Source organism: Streptococcus suis, from assembly GCF_019794555.1.
Lineage (GTDB): Bacteria > Bacillota > Bacilli > Lactobacillales > Streptococcaceae > Streptococcus > Streptococcus suis_AB.
Map to the genome: position 1 here is coordinate 10,645 of NZ_JAIMEP010000018.1, position 19,037 is coordinate 29,681.

Annotated in this window: 16 protein-coding genes; all 16 read right to left on the minus strand. The window is 35.5% G+C overall.

All coding sequences use genetic code 11. From position 1 onward, the window contains the following. Positions 1–574: 574 nt before the first annotated feature. The 16 genes from K6V48_RS07945 to K6V48_RS08015 all read right to left on the minus strand — a co-directional run bounded on the left by K6V48_RS07945 (position 575) and on the right by K6V48_RS08015 (position 18,974). Positions 575–1,432, minus strand: a complete 858-nt coding sequence (locus K6V48_RS07945) for a sugar ABC transporter permease (RefSeq protein ID WP_105126599.1) — start codon at positions 1,430–1,432, stop codon at positions 575–577. Further along, positions 1,433–2,734: a carbohydrate ABC transporter permease gene (locus tag K6V48_RS07950; RefSeq protein ID WP_222368923.1), complete on the minus strand. Its 1,302-nt coding sequence runs from the start codon at positions 2,732–2,734 to the stop codon at positions 1,433–1,435. It abuts the gene before it with no gap. Positions 2,735–2,800: 66 nt separating this feature from the next. Then, positions 2,801–4,057, minus strand: a complete 1,257-nt coding sequence (locus tag K6V48_RS07955; protein WP_222368933.1) for an extracellular solute-binding protein — start codon at positions 4,055–4,057, stop codon at positions 2,801–2,803. A 16-nt stretch (positions 4,058–4,073) separates the two neighbouring features. Further along, on the minus strand, positions 4,074–5,561 hold the full coding sequence (locus tag K6V48_RS07960) for a carbohydrate-binding module family 20 domain-containing protein (RefSeq protein ID WP_261311082.1): 1,488 nt from the start codon (positions 5,559–5,561) through the stop codon (positions 4,074–4,076). Between the two features lie 3 nt (positions 5,562–5,564). After that, positions 5,565–6,332, minus strand: a complete 768-nt coding sequence (locus K6V48_RS11860) for an alpha-amylase family glycosyl hydrolase (RefSeq protein ID WP_261311083.1) — start codon at positions 6,330–6,332, stop codon at positions 5,565–5,567. A gap of 89 nt (positions 6,333–6,421) precedes the next feature. Continuing rightward, positions 6,422–7,735, minus strand: a complete 1,314-nt coding sequence (locus tag K6V48_RS07965; RefSeq protein WP_222368935.1) for an alpha-amylase family glycosyl hydrolase — start codon at positions 7,733–7,735, stop codon at positions 6,422–6,424. After that, on the minus strand, positions 7,719–9,491 hold the full coding sequence (locus K6V48_RS07970) for a glycoside hydrolase family 13 protein (RefSeq protein WP_222368937.1): 1,773 nt from the start codon (positions 9,489–9,491) through the stop codon (positions 7,719–7,721). The genes K6V48_RS07965 and K6V48_RS07970 overlap by 17 nt, the downstream gene beginning before the upstream one ends. Positions 9,492–10,357: 866 nt before the next feature. Further along, positions 10,358–11,068, minus strand: coding sequence for an ABC transporter ATP-binding protein (locus tag K6V48_RS07975; RefSeq protein ID WP_024391940.1), 711 nt, complete (start codon positions 11,066–11,068; stop codon positions 10,358–10,360). Further along, positions 11,068–11,832, minus strand: coding sequence for an ABC transporter ATP-binding protein (locus K6V48_RS07980; protein ID WP_024391941.1), 765 nt, complete (start codon positions 11,830–11,832; stop codon positions 11,068–11,070). The genes K6V48_RS07975 and K6V48_RS07980 overlap by 1 nt, the downstream gene beginning before the upstream one ends. Further along, positions 11,832–12,779 carry a branched-chain amino acid ABC transporter permease gene (locus K6V48_RS07985; RefSeq protein WP_024391942.1) on the minus strand — a complete coding sequence of 316 codons (948 nt, stop codon included), beginning with the start codon at positions 12,777–12,779 and terminating at the stop codon, positions 11,832–11,834. Before K6V48_RS07985 ends, K6V48_RS07980 begins: the two co-directional genes overlap by 1 nt. Positions 12,780–12,781: 2 nt before the next feature. Beyond that, on the minus strand, positions 12,782–13,669 hold the full coding sequence (locus tag K6V48_RS07990; RefSeq protein WP_024391943.1) for a branched-chain amino acid ABC transporter permease: 888 nt from the start codon (positions 13,667–13,669) through the stop codon (positions 12,782–12,784). Positions 13,670–13,948: 279 nt separating this feature from the next. Further along, positions 13,949–15,118, minus strand: coding sequence for an ABC transporter substrate-binding protein (locus tag K6V48_RS07995; RefSeq protein ID WP_222368939.1), 1,170 nt, complete (start codon positions 15,116–15,118; stop codon positions 13,949–13,951). Positions 15,119–15,283: 165 nt separating this feature from the next. Beyond that, positions 15,284–15,571: a DUF2129 domain-containing protein gene (locus K6V48_RS08000; RefSeq protein WP_172071507.1), complete on the minus strand. Its 288-nt coding sequence runs from the start codon at positions 15,569–15,571 to the stop codon at positions 15,284–15,286. A 116-nt stretch (positions 15,572–15,687) separates the two neighbouring features. Beyond that, positions 15,688–16,299, minus strand: coding sequence for an ATP-dependent Clp protease proteolytic subunit (locus tag K6V48_RS08005; RefSeq protein ID WP_228380341.1), 612 nt, complete (start codon positions 16,297–16,299; stop codon positions 15,688–15,690). A 245-nt stretch (positions 16,300–16,544) separates the two neighbouring features. Next, complete coding sequence (upp, locus tag K6V48_RS08010; RefSeq protein ID WP_024391947.1) at positions 16,545–17,174, minus strand: uracil phosphoribosyltransferase; 630 nt, start codon at positions 17,172–17,174, stop codon at positions 16,545–16,547. Between the two features lie 183 nt (positions 17,175–17,357). Further along, positions 17,358–18,974: a glycoside hydrolase family 13 protein gene (locus K6V48_RS08015; protein ID WP_222368941.1), complete on the minus strand. Its 1,617-nt coding sequence runs from the start codon at positions 18,972–18,974 to the stop codon at positions 17,358–17,360. Between the last annotated feature and the right edge of the window lie 63 nt (positions 18,975–19,037).

A 19,037-nucleotide genomic window follows, 5' to 3' on the forward strand; every position in this document is an offset into this window, starting at 1 on the left:
TTAAATATTCTTACAAAGGAGAATTTCCAACACTCTCAAAAACAACGATGGGAGTGGGAAAGAACTCAACCAGTCTAAAAGAGTTCGTCAACAATTTTTCGTTTCGAGATGTTGGCACAAACTCTGAGAAGCGAGGCTGGACTTTCTGCCCAGCCTCAAGCAATACTTATCCAAAAAGAATTCTACTACATAATGTTAAACAACCACTCAAAAACAATTTTAAAAATGTTTTCGAGTGGTTGTTTCTTTATGATAAAAGAAGAATACTGAAACCTTTATTAAATTTGATGTCCATCTTATCATAGATTCATTCATAAAAGGTACATTTAATGGAATTGTCATGCTTCCACACATTTACAGTAATTAATATTAAAAGTGGATTATTAATTTTTTTATGCAGTGGCCAGCTACATTTGTACTCTTAGTATATTATTTAGCCAGTGAATCGCCTCTCAATTCAATTTCATTCTAGTGATTCGTATTATCCTTATATATCGATCTACCCTTAAACTTAGAAGCCAAAATGAGTTTAATGAACAAAAAAATATTGACATAAAATAAATAAAAACAAAAATTAACCTTTTGTTCCTCCTGCAGTTAAGCCAGATACAAAGTTTTTTTGCAAAAAGAAGAATAATATCGAGATTGGAATCGCCACTAGAATAGCACCTGAAGCAAAAAGTGTAACTTCTTGTTTTTTTGAATCAGAGATAAATGTTTGTAAGCCAATTGCAACTGTATAATACTCTGGCTTCCTTAGTAAAAATTTTGCTAACATAAAGTCACCAAATGGCCCCATAAAAGCCCATAATGCTTGTACGGCAATCATTGGTTTAACAAGTGGTAATACAACCCTATAAAAGATTTTTAAATGTCCAGCTCCATCTAGTTTAGCTGATTCATCTAAATCATACGGAACTGTATCGAAATATCCCTTCATCAGCCATGCATTCATCGGAATTCCCGCACCAACATAAATCATAATTAAAAACCAATATTGATTTAATGCATTAAATAACCATGCAACAACGAAAAAGGCTGTTAATGATGCAGTTGTAGGCACCATTTGGATGATTAAAAAGAATAGTAAACTATTTTTTTTACCAACAAATTGATATCTACTATATGAATAGCCTGTAAGAGTCACAATTGAGACTTGCACAACCATAGTCCAAAAAGCAACTATTAAAGTATTTTTGTACCAATTTAGATAGTCTGTCTCATGAAAAAGTCTATTGAAGTTACTAAATGTCCAGTTTGAATTTAAATTTAATGTGAAAGCAATATTATTTCCGAATTTAAAAGCTGAACTAATTGTAACTAAAATTGGAAATAAAATTATTATGGAAACTAGTATTAAAAATAAATATGTTGCTGTTGTCGATAATGCTTTCCTGCGTTTCATACCTAATCTAAAAGTTGATTTATTCATTTAATTTTCCTCCATATTGAAAGCATTAAACTTCTTAAAAGTGATTAGTGATACAGAAATAACAATGAAAGATATTACCAAAGTTACAGCTGCAGCAATCGAGAATTGAGGAGCATTTTGAGTCGTTAGTTTATAAATCCAAGAAATCAAAATATCCGTAGAGCCTGCCCCTCCACCTACACTGCTCGGTCCTCCATTATTAAATAAATAAATGATTGAAAAATTATTAAAATTAAAAGTATACTGAGAAATAAACGTTGGAGCAGCTACTGTTAATATCATTGGTAATGTTATATTATTAAACTTTTGCAAAGCTGTTGCTCCATCAACCGTAGCCGCCTCATATAAATCCTGCGGGATGGATTGTAATATACCAGAGGTCAGAACATATATATACGGAAACCCTAGCCATCCTTGAATCATGATGATTGCTACTTTTGTCCAAAATGGATCAGTCTTCCAAGGGATTAATCCAAAATCAATGAATGGTAGTATTTTTTCTATAAAAGGTAATACTTGCATATTCATCGCACCAATTGAATCATTAAAAAAATTACTAAAACTCATTATTGAAACAAATCCCGGTACTGCCCAAGGCAACAAGAAAATAACTCCAAAAATCCTTTTAAATTTGATATTTGGTTGATTGTAAACTATCGCAATTAATACCCCAATGATTATTTGTAAGCTAGACGCTACAATAGTCCAAATAAATGTCCATGACAAAACAGAAGTGAACGCACTTTTAAACGTGCTCAATTGGACAATATTTAAAAAATTTTTAAATCCGATCCAGTCTAGTAACTTATTTGGTGGTATGTGTCTGAAATCGTAATTTGTAAATGCAATCAAAAGAGTGACTATTACAGGAAAAACAATTGCAAATATCATAGCTAAATAAGAAGGTACAATCAATAAATATGCGAACCCCTTATCATAAAGATTTTGTAAAGTATCTTTTAAAGAAGTTGGTACTTTGATGCCCAAATTTATTTGACCGGCAGTATGTTTTGCATCAAGCATACTTAAAAAATGAAATGCTATCATTAAAAAAATTACAATTATTTGAATAGCTCCTTCAATCAATAAAAATAATGAATGGTCTTCCATTGGAGTTGAACCTAATGTTACTAACCCAATGAGTGCCGGAATGCCAAATGTTATTATTTCAAATAGTTCAAGACCAAATAATAAAAGCAATGCTATCCCTTTTACATACTGTCTATTATAAAATTGACCAAGACCGGGTATTATTGACAATAACATTGCAAATTTTTCGTTCTGTTTTTTTCTAGTCTCCATAATTACCCCCTTACACTTATAAATAAAACTGGGCACTTTTATATCAAATGCCCAGGATTACGATTATTATTCACCGTATTTTTGCTCAATTGCATCCTTGATTGTTTTTAATGCATCAGCGGATGCTTCTTCAGGAGTTTTAGAACCAGATACTACATCAAAGTACATAGATGCTGATGGTTCCCAAACTTCTGCCATTTGAGGAATATTTGGCATTGGTTTTGAACTAGTAAATTGATTGATTACAGCTTTTGATAAGTCATTTCCTTTTTCAGAAGCATATTCTCGCGCAACAGTATTTGCAGGAATTTCTTGAGTTTCCTCAAAGAATTGTTTTTGATTATCGCTATTTGTTACATAATCAAGAAAATCTTGAGCCACTTCTTTATTTTTTGAATAATTTGAAATTACCCAAGCTTTACCCCCTGCAAACGGACTATATTCATTGCCATTCGGTAGTGTAGGTATTTTTGCAACACCGTAATTAATTCCAGCTTCTTTAAAAGAAGCTGCAACCCATGGACCATCGATTAGTGCACCAACTTTCCCTTGGATAAATTGATCCGATGCAAAACTACCTGCTTTGGTCATGTCCTGCATCCCTTTAGGCCACATTGCATACCATGACTTAGCATATTCAAGGGCCTTAAGGGCATCTCCTGCTGCAATACCAACATCACTTGGATCAGTTCCATTATTTCCAAATGCATAACCACCATAGCCTGCTGTCAAACCATATGCATAATAAAAATTAGTCCAGTTCGCCAAGAAACCAGTTGCGGTTCCTTCTTCTGTTGGAAAATCAAACTCAGGGTTGTCTTGTAACTTCTCTAAATCTGCAAACGTTTTCGGTTCTTCATTTACCTTATCCTTGTTATAGTACAAAACAAGTGTTTCAATAACAGATGGCTCACCGTAAGCTACACCGTCAAGTTCCACTAAACTTTTTACAGTCTCATCAAATTCATCTTCATTCCCCAAACTAACTTCTGCAATATGACCTTCCGAACCTAAACCTCCTACTCTATCATATGGTGCCATCATTACATCTGGTGAAGTACCAGTAGGTCCATCAATAGGTAGGTTAGTTAGAACATCACTCTGGTCAACTTCTTTTACTTCTAAAGTAACATTATGTTCTTTTTCAAAATCTCCTTTAATTCCATTAATATAGTCTACATAAAGTTTATCGACAGCAACAGTTAATACACTATTCTCTGTTGATTCCTCTACTTTTTTTTCTTCTGATTTACAAGCGACAAGTGATAAAACAGTTGCTGCCATTAATGTAACAGTAGCAGTTTTTTTAATATTTCTTCTCATTTTTTTACTCCTATTCTTATTGATTCCAAATATAATAGTCCGTATCAACTACACCAGTACTGTCCACTGATGATGTGACTTTTCTATTTTGTATGCTATCTTCCCATACAACATTTCCATTTGCATCTTTTTTAATAAATTTAAATTCTATTTCTTTTCCAACAGGAACACTGACTGGCAAATACCAATCTGGATAGTTTGGTGTCATAAAAGCCTCAGAAGCTTTATTAACATCCCAGTTTCCTAATTCAGGAATGTTACCGACTACATAAATATTTTCTCCAAGTTTAGTTTCAGCTTTTACATGGAAAATTATTTGATTTTGATCACCAGATAACACATTATATTCAAATGGATTACTTATCCCATTCTGACCTATAACTGTAATAGAATTATAACCAGGCTCTACACCTTCTGGAACCATTACTGTTATTTGATTATTTGTTTTATTAATAATTGGTGTTTCAATATCATCAAATTGAACAGATGTAGCAGAATCAAAGCCACTACCGTAGATATATACCATATTTCCGACTCTACCCATTGTAGAAGTCACATCACCAATTTGCACAGTATCGTAATTGTCAACTGTTTTACTCCAAACACTAACTTCTCCCCCACTTAATTCAATGTTTCCAATTACCCCACCTTCAACAAAAGTTTTTGAACCACCCAACAATCCGTTTAACTCATCTTGGTATTCTCCATTCGGAAGGTTTGTCGGAATATTTGAAATCGTAAAGGATTTGTCCGGCTGCCTATTTATTGCTACTAAGACAATATTATCAAAAAATTTCCTTTCAAATACAATAACGTCATTATCACTATACATAACGTTAGTTTCCCCGTATGCTAGAGCATCATTATGAATTCTCAAATCTGACGCTTTTTTAATTAATTGATAAGCCTCAGTATCTGTATTAAAACTGCTTTCAGTTTCCAAGAATACACGTCCGGATACATCACTTGCATCGCTAGGTATAATATATTGCTCTGTTCCATAGTATATATTTGGAATTCCTCTACTCATTAACAATGCTGCTAAACCTGCATTATAAGCTTTTTTATTTTGTTGGATATAGCCAAATCTCGTTACATCATGATTATCAATAAAAGTTACGGCTTGGTTTTCATATTCGTAATCTTTCTGAGTATAACTCAACATGTTTGCAAAATCAGACATTGGCTTTGAGAAATCACCGAAAGTTGAAGTCAACGATCTATACATTTCAAAATCCAAATTGTTTACACCAGTTTGCTTAGGAAAATTAATGTAATCACCATATTTTGAATCAGGACGTCCAATAAAGTATTCACCAAAATGTGTAATTGTATTAATCGTAGAAACACTATCTTTTAAGCCTTTAACAAAAGCTGGATTCATATGGAGCGTAGCATCATGTCGTAAGCCATCTATTCCTAAATTTACCCAAAAATTCGTGGCATTTTCTAAATAGGAAACAACTTCTTGATTTTCTTGTGAGAAATCTGCTAAGGAACCCAAATCTTAATTCCGATATGCCCACCTGCTTTCATCCCCAGCTCGATCTCCAAAATTATGAAACCATCCATTTATGTCATTGTTAGGATCAGCTATTAAATTCTCAATTATTCCATCGTTGTTGAAATCATATGGTTCACCATTGCCATCAAATGCATATTCTCCATTTAACATTTTATCTGGCTCATAAAGTTTTCCATCTTCAGATTGAAAATTTGCAGTTGGGTTTTGAGATCTACTTGTATGATTCGTTACAAAGTCAATTATCAATTTAATATCATTTTTGTGTAATTCGTCCCTTAATTCCTTAAACTCATTTAAAGTACCAAAATGTTTGTTCGTTGCAAAATAATTTCTAACATGATATCCATGAAAACTAGTCCAACGATTAAGTGACCCATCAGCTTGATAATCAATTATCTCATCATCACGATTAGAATATGGAGCGGAGATCCATACAGCAGTAATCCCCATACCTTTCAAATACGGAATTTTATCAATTATTCCTTGCCAATCACCTCCTTGATATAATTTTAAATCGCTACCACTGCCATCAAATAATGACTGGTCAAACCCTGTAGGTATATTATTATCTTTATTACCATCAACAAATCTGTCCGTAATTATTTGGTATATCGTATCTTTCGAAGTTACAGGACCAATTGAAGTTAACTCAGATGCACTGACTATTCCAGTATATCCTGGTAAAAAAGTGGATGACAGTAATAATGATGCTGCAGTCAGTTTAACAAGTTTACAAAACTTAGTATTCATACATTCTCCTATTTAATAAACACAATACTCACAACTATACAATTTACTACTCTATCTAAAATAACCTACATAATTGCAATTAAGTCATATTATTTTCCACCTTTCTTCAAAAATTTGTTTGTTGTTAAAATTATTGGGTCTCTTCGACAATTAATCTTATTATCGTGTACTGCAATGACACTACCATCAATTTTGTTAATATAATTACCATCTTGGAGCTCTACATCAATAACACCCGTTTTTCCTTTTAATGATGCAAACAACATCGTAACAAAATCATTGTGATAATATTTTATTATTAGAATATCAAGTGTATCAATTGGAACCAACTCACATACTGATTCTTCTGGAATTTCATCACGTAAATGTTTTAACTGCCTAAGAAAAAACCACAGATTAGTACCCGACTCGGTAAAATCGATAACATCTTTTTCGAACAAATTTGGTAAATGTTCAGAACCTACTTCTTGTCCATTATAAATCAGGGTGCACCCTTTTAAAAATAACGAAACTGCTGTCCAGCCTAGTAAACCTTTTTTACTGGTTACTAAACTTGCTATGCGAGGCTGGTCATGGTTTTCCAAAAATCTCATTTTAATGTAATCACTTGGATAGATTGCTTCTTGCATCTGAATAGCCTCAACATACCTACTTAGTGCTATATCGTTATTTAAATAGCTATTAAATATATGCCTGATATCATAATCATATGTGATATCAAATACCTCATATAATTCTCCATCACTATGTGCTATCAAGTTTTTACTTCTCATGTATCGAATAAAATTATGATCGATACTTTCGGCCAACCAAATACAATCGGGTTTTATTTCATTTATTGCTTTACTAGCTTGCTTCCAAAAGTCCAATGGTATTAAGGATGCAACATCACATCTAAAGCCATCAACTCCATTCGCAATCCAGTATTTCAAAATATCGATTTGATAACTCCATAATTCCCGATTCGAATAATCCAAATCTATGATATCTGTCCAATCACCAACTTTATTACCAAATTCACCATTTGGTTTTTTATAAAACCATTCTGGATGCTGTTTGACCAAATCTGAGTCAAGAGCGGTATGATTGAAGACAATATCAATTATTATTTTCATACCATTTTCATGCACAGCATCACAAAGTTTTTTAAAATCTTCAATAGTTCCATATTCATTTGCTATTTCTTTATGGTTTCGAATTGAATATGGCGAGCCAAAACTACCTTTTTTCTTTTTAATCCCGATTGGATAAAATGGCATAAGCCAAATAATATCAACTCCCATTTCTCTAAGATTATCAAGCTTATCCTCAACTGCTTTAAAAGTTCCTTCCTCAGAAAAATTTCTAACAAAAACTGAATATATGATTGAATTATTTATTGATTTACTATTTTTCAATAGCATTAGAGTTTCCTCCTATTACTTGAACTAATAGACCATCTCTACTAAGTAGTAACTCTCTTCCAAATTTTATTAAACGATCTGATAAAACTATGCTTCCATTTGGTTGTATGGAGATATCATAATTTGATGAGTTAAAATATGCAATTAATTTCGTATCGTTATCGTAATAAGTAACTCTTATCACATCCTGATCTACAATTTCTATTTTTTGATGACCAAAAGTTATCAAATTTGAATATTTTTTTCTAAGTGTAATAATTTTTTTTACGAACTTGTAAAACTCGTTTTCATTTGAATACTTTTCCCATGGCATAACTCTACGACAGTCCGGATCCGGTCCTCCAATCATCGCCAATTCTGTTCCGTAATAGATGCATGGAGTCCCAACCTGCAAAAAAAGGAAGAGAAGAGCTGCTTTAACTCGTGATAATTCTCCTTGTGCAGTTGTTAAAATTCTCTCTGTGTCATGAGAATCTAGTAAGTTAAACATTACTTCAGTAACTTGACGTTTATAATAAAATGACTGAGTAGCAAGATCAGAAACAAAATTTTCTACACTTTTTTTTCGTTTTAAAAAATATTCTTTAATGCTTTCAGATAGTGGGTAATTCATCACAGCATGAAACTCGTCTCCATTTAACCATGGTTGTGATGAATGCCATATCTCACCCAATATATATAAATTTGGTTTAATTGCTAAAACAGCCTTTCTAAAATCTTTCCAAAATTCATGATCAATTTCATTAGCGACATCTAATCTCCATGCATCTATATCAAAATTTTTTACCCAATATGTCGCAATATCAAGAAGATACTTCTTCACTTCGTGGTTAGATGTATTTAATTTCGGCATTCCTCCTTGGAAGGCAAAAGCATGATAAGTCAACTTTCTATTATTAATTAGATTATTAGTAGTTACTGGAAATTTTTGGATATGAAACCAATCTTTATACTTAGAATTTTCTCCATTCTCTATAACATCTTGCCATTGTTTCGAGGAATATCCAATATGATTAAATACAGCATCTAACATAATCTTGATTCCTCTATTATGTGCTTCTTCGATTAATTTTTTAAAAAGTGATTTATCGCCGAAATGCTTATCAATTTCAAAATAATCTAATGTATCATATTTATGGTTACTTGGAGATTCAAAAATTGGACAGAAATAAATTCCGGTAATTCCTAAATCAACCAAATAATCTAATTTATCTAGTACACCTTGTAAATCCCCACCAAAAAAATCAAAATTTCCTGGCTTAATTGAATAGTCCCAAGGTTTAACATCCTGAGGTGAAATATCTTCATTACCATTACAAAATCGTTCTGGAAAAATTTGATACCAAATTGTATTGCTCACCCATTCAGGAACCTTACAACGGTCAATTTCATGAAAATAAGGCAATCTAAACCCATTCATAAAAAAATTCAGATTATCTAAACTATAGGGAACCGGCCCCCTATCACCATATAAAATTCTCTCTGGACCGTTTTTAACTTCAAAAATATACTGAATTCTGGCATGATCTACCTGTACAAATATTTCCCAATAATCGAATAAAGAGTCACTTAGCACTTTGAACATTTTTTCCGAATATTGATAAGAATCTTCAAAGAAAATTACAGAATCTCCATAATGTAAAATTATCGAAGATACATCATCTCTTTTAGTTTTAATTCTAATATGCATAACATCACGTTTGTACAGATATGCATATTCAGAGTCAGGTCTATGAGTGATTGAAGATAAGTCCATGTACTAACCTCCTCGGAAATCGATAATGTTAATATGTTAAACCGGAATGGATACGCTTACATTATAACACTTTTTATTTTTTTTGCAATCGTTTTCGTGTAAAAATTTATAATTTTTTACAAAAATAATAACGAATTTATAGGTAAATTTAGCAAATAATGGAAATATATTGCCATTTCAACAAAAATTATTATTTAATTTATAAATATTTCTAGATTTAATAATTCAATTCAATCCAATACTAGAGAATATGATGAAATCGATTGCATTTTCAAATTTTACTTCATTTCAATTAAGAATATTGTTAATGGGCTGCTAAGTGAAGTCAAAAAGAAAAAATTTTGAGAAAGAGACCACACAAAAAAATAAATAAACGGCTTACTGCGTAAACCGTTTTGGAAGGAAGAATAACTTATTAATTGTTAATTTATAAAAATAAAATATTTATCTAAATACAAAATTTATATTTTTATTATATTCTCTTTTTAATTACTTTGCAAGAGTTTTGACATAAAAATAAGCATTTATCAAATAGTGAAGAATCATCCATAAAGTAATCCGTAAATATATTGGATTTTGATATCTCAAATTCATATTAATTTTTTTTGGGGGAAAAAATCATCCCTAAACAGAGTTCTCATTTCCAACCTAAAAAGGTCCCCCGGACCTTGATATAAAGAAAAACGCCTGCCGGCGTTTCTTATTTCCAACTTAAAACATGGGGTAACCCACTTACAAAGAAAACCGCTTACCAGCGGTTCTCATTTCCAACCTAAAATGAGGCGTCAGCCTCGGGGGAGGGACAAACCAGCAACGTACATTGCTGGTTTTCCTATCTCCAACCTAAAAAGGTCCCCCGGACCTTTTTAGCCACCCAGATATGCTTTTTTGACTTCTTCTGAGGCGAGGAGTTCTTTTCCTGTTCCTGTGAGGACGACTTTGCCTGTTTCGAGGACGTAGCCGCGGTCTGCGATGGCGAGGGCTTTGTTGGCATTTTGTTCAATCAAGAGGACGGTTGTGCCTTGTTTTTGAATATCTTGGATAATATCAAAAATTTCTTGAATAAAGATTGGTGCTAGTCCCATTGAAGGTTCATCAAGGAGCAAGAGTTTTGGTTGGCTCATGAGAGCACGTCCCATGGCCAACATCTGTTGCTCACCACCTGAAAGAGTTGCCGCATCTTGGTTCTTACGTTCTTCCAAGCGTGGGAAACGAGCAAATATTTTTTTCAAGTTTGCTTGGTTCTCTTCACGATTATTGCGTAGGAAGGCACCCATCTCCAAGTTTTCCATAACGGTCAAACCTGCAAAAACATGACGGCCTTCTGGAACTTGTGATAAACCATCTGCTACAATTTTACGGGCTGGAACTTTTTGAATCTCATTTCCAAGGAAAGAAATCGTTCCTGAAGATGGACGAACAAGTCCAGAAATCGTACGAAGGATAGAGGTTTTACCTGCACCATTGGCACCAATCAAGGTAACGACCTCTCCTTCGTTTACTTCAAATGATACATTTTTTACCGCCTCAATGACGCCATAATGTACCGATAAATTTTCAACTTTTAACATTGACATTAGGCTTCACCTCCGAGGTATGCTTCAATAACACGTTTGTTGCTACGGATTTCTGCAGGAGTTCCATGCGCAATTAAACGGCCATATTCCAATACATAAATGCGCTCTGTAACTTCCATAACCAGACTCATATCATGTTCAATCAACATAATCGTGATGTTAAATTCTTCCTTGATTTTACGGATGAGTTGGGTCAATTCTGCTGTTTCTTGTGGGTTCATACCAGCTGCAGGTTCATCCAAGAAAAGAATTTTTGGTTCAGTCGCAAGAGCACGAACGATTTCCAAACGACGTTGTTGACCATATGGAAGGTTTTTAGCTAGAGTATCTGCATCGCCGTCCAAATCAAAAATTTTCAAAAGTTCAATCGCTTTTGTTTTCAGGGATTCTTCATTCTTATAGAAAGCTGGAAGACGGAAAAAACTTGCAAAAACTTCAGCTTTCCCATGGTTGCCAAGACCAATCAAAACATTTTCTAAAACGGTCATGTTTTTGAAGAGTCGGATATTTTGGAATGTCCGACCAAGACCAAGTGAGGCGATTTTTGATGGCGCTTTACCATTTAAAAGTGTACCAGCAAGGGTGATTGTACCTTCGCTCGGTTCATAAACTCCAGTTAAAAGGTTAAAAAGCGTTGTTTTACCAGCACCATTAGGTCCGATAAGCCCAACCAATTCTCCTTCATGGAGCTCCATGGTTACATCACCAACAGCAGTTAGTCCACCGAAGTTCTTGGTTAAATCTTTTACTTCAAGTAATACCATTACTTAACCTCCTTCTTCTTGAGCAGAGCTGCTACGCTAAATTCTTTGGTTCCTAAAAGACCACCAGGACGGAAAATCATCAAGAGAATCAGCGCCAATGAGTAAATGATCATAGAAATATCTGAATAACTTTTCAAGAAGACATTCAAGATTCCCAGTACAATAGCTGCTACAAAGGTACCAGTGATTGAACCCAAACCACCTAAAACAATGACAATCAAAATATTTACTGAAGTCATAAAGGCAAAGTCTTTAGGAACAATTGTACCAACATAACCTGCATGGAGACCACCTGCAATGGCTGCAGTCATGGCACCGAATACAAAGGCTGAAACTTTAACAAATGTCGGATTAACACCAACAGACTCAGCCGCAATTTCGTCTTCACGAACTGATATCGTTGCTCTTCCCATTGGGCTACGTAAGAAGTTTACTGTTACCAAGGTTGTGATAATAACAAAAATATAAACTAATGGCCAGCTTGTAAAGAGTGGAATAGACATGATACCAGCTGCACCGTTGGTAAGACTTCCACCGTTGATAATCAAAATACGGATGATTTCAGCAACACCAAGAGTCGCAATTGCAAGATAGTCACCCTTTAAGCGCAAGGTTGGGATACCGACCAACAAAGCAACTGCACCTGAAATCAACATTCCAACAATCAATGCGACAGCAAATCCACCGTAGGATGGCATCATTTTACCAATAATCCCGACAGAATAAGCCCCAATAGCCATAAAGCCAGCATGACCGAGAGAAAATTGACCAGAGAAACCAACAATCAAGTTCAAACCGACTGCTAATATTATTTGAATACCGATTTGTTGAACAATTTGGATATAGTAGAAGTTTAAAAACCCTGCTGCAACAAGACCTTGAATCAGACCAAAACCAGCTAATAAGATAGCCAACCAAATCGCATTAACTTTTAAATTTTGCTTCATGGTTATACCTTCTCTTTCACATTCTTACCAAGAATACCACTCGGACGTACCAAGAGGATGATAATGAGCACAGCGTACACGATTGCATCACGGAATGTATCTAAACTAATCACATAGGTGAAGGTTTCAATAATACCGATGACAAATCCACCAAGAGCCGCACCTGGAATGATACCAATACCACCCAATACTGCAGCAACAAAGGCTTTCAAACCTGGTGTCATCCCCATCAAAGGCTCGATTTGGTTGTAATAAAGACCTAAAAGAACACCGGCTGCACCAGCAAGGGCTGATCCAAGAGCAAAAGTAAAGCTGATCGTCCGGTTTACGTTAATCCCCATCAACTGCGCTGCATCACTATCAACTGAAACCGCACGCATGGCTTTCCCCATTTTTGTACGCTTCACGATTAATTGCAGAGCGATCATCAAGAACAATGAGACTCCAAGAATAATCAACTGAATATTGGTTACAGAAACTGGACCCAAGTGGAAAGTTACTGCCTCAATTGCTTGTGGGAATGCTTTTACATCAGCCGAAAAGAACTTAATCATAGTGTATTCCAAGAAGAAAGAAACTCCAATAGCTGTAATCAAGGCTGCAATACGTGTTGAATTTCGCAAAGGACGATAGGCCAAAAACTCTATTACAACACCGAGAATAGCTGTTCCTACCATTGCCAGAATAAGTGCAATAAAGAAACGAGTTCCTCCATCCCCAATAAACGTTAAATTATTTAATAGAAAATACCCCATAAACGCACCCATCATGTATAGGTCACCGTGGGCAAAGTTAATGAGTTTGATGATTCCGTACACCATGGTATACCCAAGGGCTAATAGTGCGTAAACAGAACCAAGAATCAAACCATTGACAAGTTGTTGAAGCATAGGTTCACCAATCTTTCTAAATATTTTTCAAGCTCAGTAAGCATTATTACATTATACAAAATTTTCTGAAAATAAGCAAGTTCGATTGCCATTCATCAGCCACATAAAGGGTAAAATCAATCTGAGCTAATCAAACAGTTATGTCCACTCAAAAGTCTGCATTGATTCCTTAAAATTCGTATGATCAATTTGTACAAATAGAAAATAAACACTTTTTAAGTGATGTAGCAAAGATAACATAATTTGAAAAAAGAGGGAAATCCCTCTTCTATCTTTTTATTAGTCAACTGAAATTGTATCCACTGAAGATTGCTCACCATTTGTCAATCCAACAACATAAACTGATTTCACAACGTTATGGTTTTCATCAATAGACATGGTACCAGTAACACCTTCGAAGTCTTTCAAAGCTGCAAGGTTATCTTTCACAGCTGCTGAATCTTTTGCACCTTTCGCTGCTTCTGCTGCCATATAAACTGAGTCATATGCAAGAGCTGAGAACATTGATGGCTCTTCGTTGTATTCTTTCACATATGCATCGTAGAATGCTTGTGCTTTTTCACTTGCTGATGTTACAAATGCTGAAAGGTAGTAAACGTTTGAAGCTGCTGAAGCAGTTGCCAATTCAGTAAATTGTGGAGAGTCGAAACCGTCTGAACCAAGGATTGGCTGTTCGATACCAAGACCACGCGCTTGTTTCACAATTGTACCAGTTTCATTGTAATAACCAGGCATGATGATAGCATCGAATTCTTTATCTTTCAATTTTGTCAATGCCGCTTGGAAGTCCTTATCACCAGAAGCAAATGTAATTTCTGAAACAATTTCTCCTGTGAAAGCTTTCTTGAAGGCCTCAGCTACACCTTTACCGTAATCAGATGAGTTATCAAAGTAAAGAACAACTTTCTTAGCTGACAAATTTTCAGTAGCGTACTTAGCCATGATTTCACCTTGGTATCCATCTGTAAAGGTTGTACGGAAGAAGTATTCTTGTACCTCACCTTTATCATTTTCAACCAAGTTTGTTTGTGTACCTGAAGGAGAAATCATTGGAACACCTGCTGAAGTTAAAGCTGGAATAGATGCTGCTGAAGCTCCTGATGTAGCAGGGCCGATCACGACGTTTGCACCCTCACTTGCCAAGCTTGTTGCAACCGTTGCAGCTTCAGCGGTTTCAGATTTATTGTCTTTTGTGATAACTTCAATCTTTTTGCTATCAATACCACCAGCAGCATTGATTTCTTTTACTGCAAGATTGGCACCATTTTCTTCTGTCTGACCATAAGACGAAACAGCACCAGACAACTCCAAGTTATAACCGATTTTAAAAGTTTCCCCAACAGTTGAACCAGCTGCGGATGTATTGGTTGTTGAAACATTTCCACAGGCAGCAAGGAGAGCTGCTGAAGCAAATGTAGCGATTGCTACTGCAAATTTTCTTGTTTTCATGAAAATACCTTAAAACTTTCTTAAATTTAACATGTATCCAATATACAGAATTATCTGAAAATTGTCAATACAAATGACCAAAATTTTTTAAAAAATTAAAATTTTAATAATTACCCAAATAATTCACAAAAAAAAGCCATCATTACTGATGACTCCATATTACCATTATGACGATATGCGGGCTGAATCTGGCTTTTCAATCGATTCACGCCATAGACTCCCTACAAAGTTTTGATCCAACTCTTTTATATATGAAGGAACTAATTTTTTAACAAACTTCTCTTTCTTTAGTTTTGTAATAGCCACATCTATTTTATCTTGATCCATATAGACAAGAACATACCGTAAGCGTTTGGAGTGATAGACGATATCTCCGTATTGGTTTAATTTACGGGCATCACGGTTATAATGTAAATATACTGTTAAACTAATCCGATCTTTCTTCTCAAACATGTCAACTCCTCTAAAATTGATTCTTCCTATATTATACCGCTTTCATTTAAAAATGAAAAGCTCCAACAATCAAGTCGATCGTCGGAGCATGTAAGAATAATCTTATAGAAACAACATTACTTAGTCTTTGTATTATCCATAATTTGGTCGATAAAGCCGTATGCCAAGGTTTCTTCAGCAGACATCCAATAGTCACGTTCTGCATCCTTATGGATTTGTTTGACTGTCTTACCTGAATTGTCCGCCAAGATTTTTTCTAACTTGTTACGAGTTTTTAAGAGGTGTTCTGCTGCAATTGCCATGTCAGTTTGCTGCGTACCACCACCAGTGCCTCCCATTGGTTGATGAATCATGTATTCTGCATTAGGAAGCATGAAACGTTTGCCTTTTGTACCACTTGAAGCAATGATTGTTCCCATACTTGCTGCAGTACCCATTACAATTGTCTGTACGTCTGCTTTAATGAAGTTCATTGTATCCACGATGGCAAGACCTGCAGAAACAGAACCCCCTGGTGTATTTACATAGAGATAAATATCTTTTGTTGGATCTTGTGCATCTAGGAAGAGCAATTGGGCAATAATCGAATTGGCCATATTGTCCTCAACCTGACCTGTCAACATAATGATACGGTCTTTCAGCAAACGTGAATAAATATCATACGAGCGCTCACCGCGACTAGTTTGTTCAATAACTACTGGAATCATAAATTTACTCCTTTTCGAGATTTTCTTTTCCCATTATATAAGAATAGTCAAAATTGGTCAAATAAAAAACACGATTTAAAACCAGAAAAGGGAGTGGGAAAGAACTCGACCAAATTAAAAAGAGTTCGTCTTCCCACCCCCGCACAGTTGATTAGGTCAGATTTGGAGTGCAAAACACGAACAAATCTGCCAATCAACCACTGCGCTGAGATGTTGACACGAACTTTGAGTAGTGGTCCTGGGCATTTTGCCCAGCCATACGGAGATTATTTAGTACCGAACAAACGGTCCCCAGCATCACCAAGACCTGGAACGATATAGCCTTTATCATTGAGTTTTTCATCCAAGGCTGCTGTAAAGATATCGATATCTGGATGTGCATCTTGAAGTGCTTTCACACCTTCTGGAGCGGATACCAAGGCAACAAATTTAATATTTGAAGCTCCACGTTTTTTCAATGAATCAACAGCAAGAATTGCTGAACCACCAGTTGCTAACATTGGGTCTACTACCAAGATATGGCGTTGATCAATATCTTCTGGCAATTTCACAAGGTATTCAACTGGTTGTAAGGTTTCTTCATCGCGGTACATACCAATATGACCAACTTTAGCTGCCGGAACCAAGCTAAGCAAACCATCGACCATACCAATACCAGCACGAAGAATTGGCACAATAGCTAATTTCTTACCTGCAATTTGTTTTTGAACTGTTTTTGTAATCGGTGTTTCAATTTCCACATCTTCAAGTGGCAAGTCACGCAACACTTCGTAGCCCATTAACATGGCAATTTCATTGACCAACTCACGGAAATCTTTTGTAGAAGTTGTAGTTCTACGAAGGATAGATAATTTATGCTGAATGAGTGGGTGTGAAATGACTTGGAATTTACCCATGATGATAAAACCTCTCTTTTTTGTTTTCTCTATTTTACCAAAAATTCATGAAAAAAGCTCGTGAATATTGAAAATTGTTGTCGATTGAATTAGCTTTCAGACAAGGAACTGAGGCGTAGGCTGTACTAGAGTACGGCAAGCCGAAAGTGACGATGTATCAAAGTTAATTCAAATGACTATATCTTATTTTTTGAGAACGATTGCCTCATACGGTCTCAATAATTGTCCAGCCAAAAATGCAGCCTCTTCGTAATTATGCATAAACAGGGAATATCCCTCGCTCGATACTTCGAAGGCTTGCTCATCACTTGTGAAATTCACCAGAATGATGAAATCATCCTGTTCATCATGTTTACGGTAGGCCATTACCGAGCTATTTCCAGTCTCCATCACTTCATATTTTCCTTCAGACATACATGGATACTCTTTCCGAAGAGCAATTAATTTTTGATAGGTATAGAAAAGCGATTGTTTGTCTGCAAGTGCTTTTTCAACGTTGATGTCTTTGACAGTATCTCCCAAAGCCAGCCAGGCTTGACCTGTACTGAAGCCCGCTCCTTCTGCTCCTGTCCATTGCATTGGACGACGAGCATTATCTCGGCCTTTGGCATTTATAGAAGTAATCAATTCCTCCTTGGTGAAGCCATTTTCAATCCGTTCCGCATACATGCGACGTGTTTCAATATCGTCCGCTTGGCTAATATCCGTAATTGGTGTATTAATCATACCAATTTCCTCACCTTGGTAGATATAAGGTGTCCCTGACATAAAATGAAGATAAATAGCCAACATTTTACCACTTAGTTCACGAAATGCAGGTCGATCATCACCGAAGCGAGAAATGGCACGAGGTAAATCGTGGTTATTCCAGAAAAGCGAGTTCCAGCCTTTACCAACCAGTTCAGTCTGCCATTTGGATAGAACCTTATGCAAACGAGCTGGATCAAGTGGTGCCAAATCCCACTTTTCTTTCCCTTCCTGCTGATCAAGTCCGACATGTTCAAATTGGAAAATCATCGAAAATTCTTTTCGGTCAGGATGTGAATATAACTGAGCATTTTCTGGATTGGCACTCCATGTCTCCCCAACAGTCACTAAGTCATAAGCACCAAAGGTTTTCTCATTTAATTCCTGAATCAGAGGATGGAGAGTCGGTCCATCGGCTGTAATTAATTTTTCCGGTTCTTTTCCAATCAAATCAATCACATCTAGCCTGAAACCGCCAACACCTTTTTCAATCCAAAAATTGATCATGTCCCAGATTTCTTGTTTCAGAGCAGGATTTTTCCAATTCAAATCCGGTTGCTTAACAGAGAATTGGTGGAGATAGTATTTATTCAGATGTGGAACGTATTCCCAAGCAGAGCCTGAGAAGGTCGAGCGTAATTCATTCGGTTCATCAGCCCAAACATAATAGTCATAATAGGGATTATCTGGTCCTTTGAGGGCTTCTTGAAACCAGAAATGTTCATCCGAGGTATGATTGAGCACCAAATCCATGATTATTTTGATATTGCGCTTATGGCCTTCTGCAATCAGCTCTTCCATATCTTCCATGGTCCCAAATTCTGGAGCAATTCCTTGGTAGTCACTGATGTCGTAACCATTGTCATCCATGGGGGACTGATAAACAGGACTAAGCCAAATAGCATCAATTCCAAGCTCGTGAAGATAATCTAATCGGCTGATAATCCCTCGAATATCCCCTACTCCATCTCCATTTGAATCTTGAAAACTACGAGGATAAATTTGGTAAATGACGGACTTCTTCCACCAATCTGTTTTTTGTATTTCTGGCATTTGATTGATCCTTTCTGTACAATCTTATTTACGCAAGAAAAAGGGGAATCCCCCTCTTTCTAT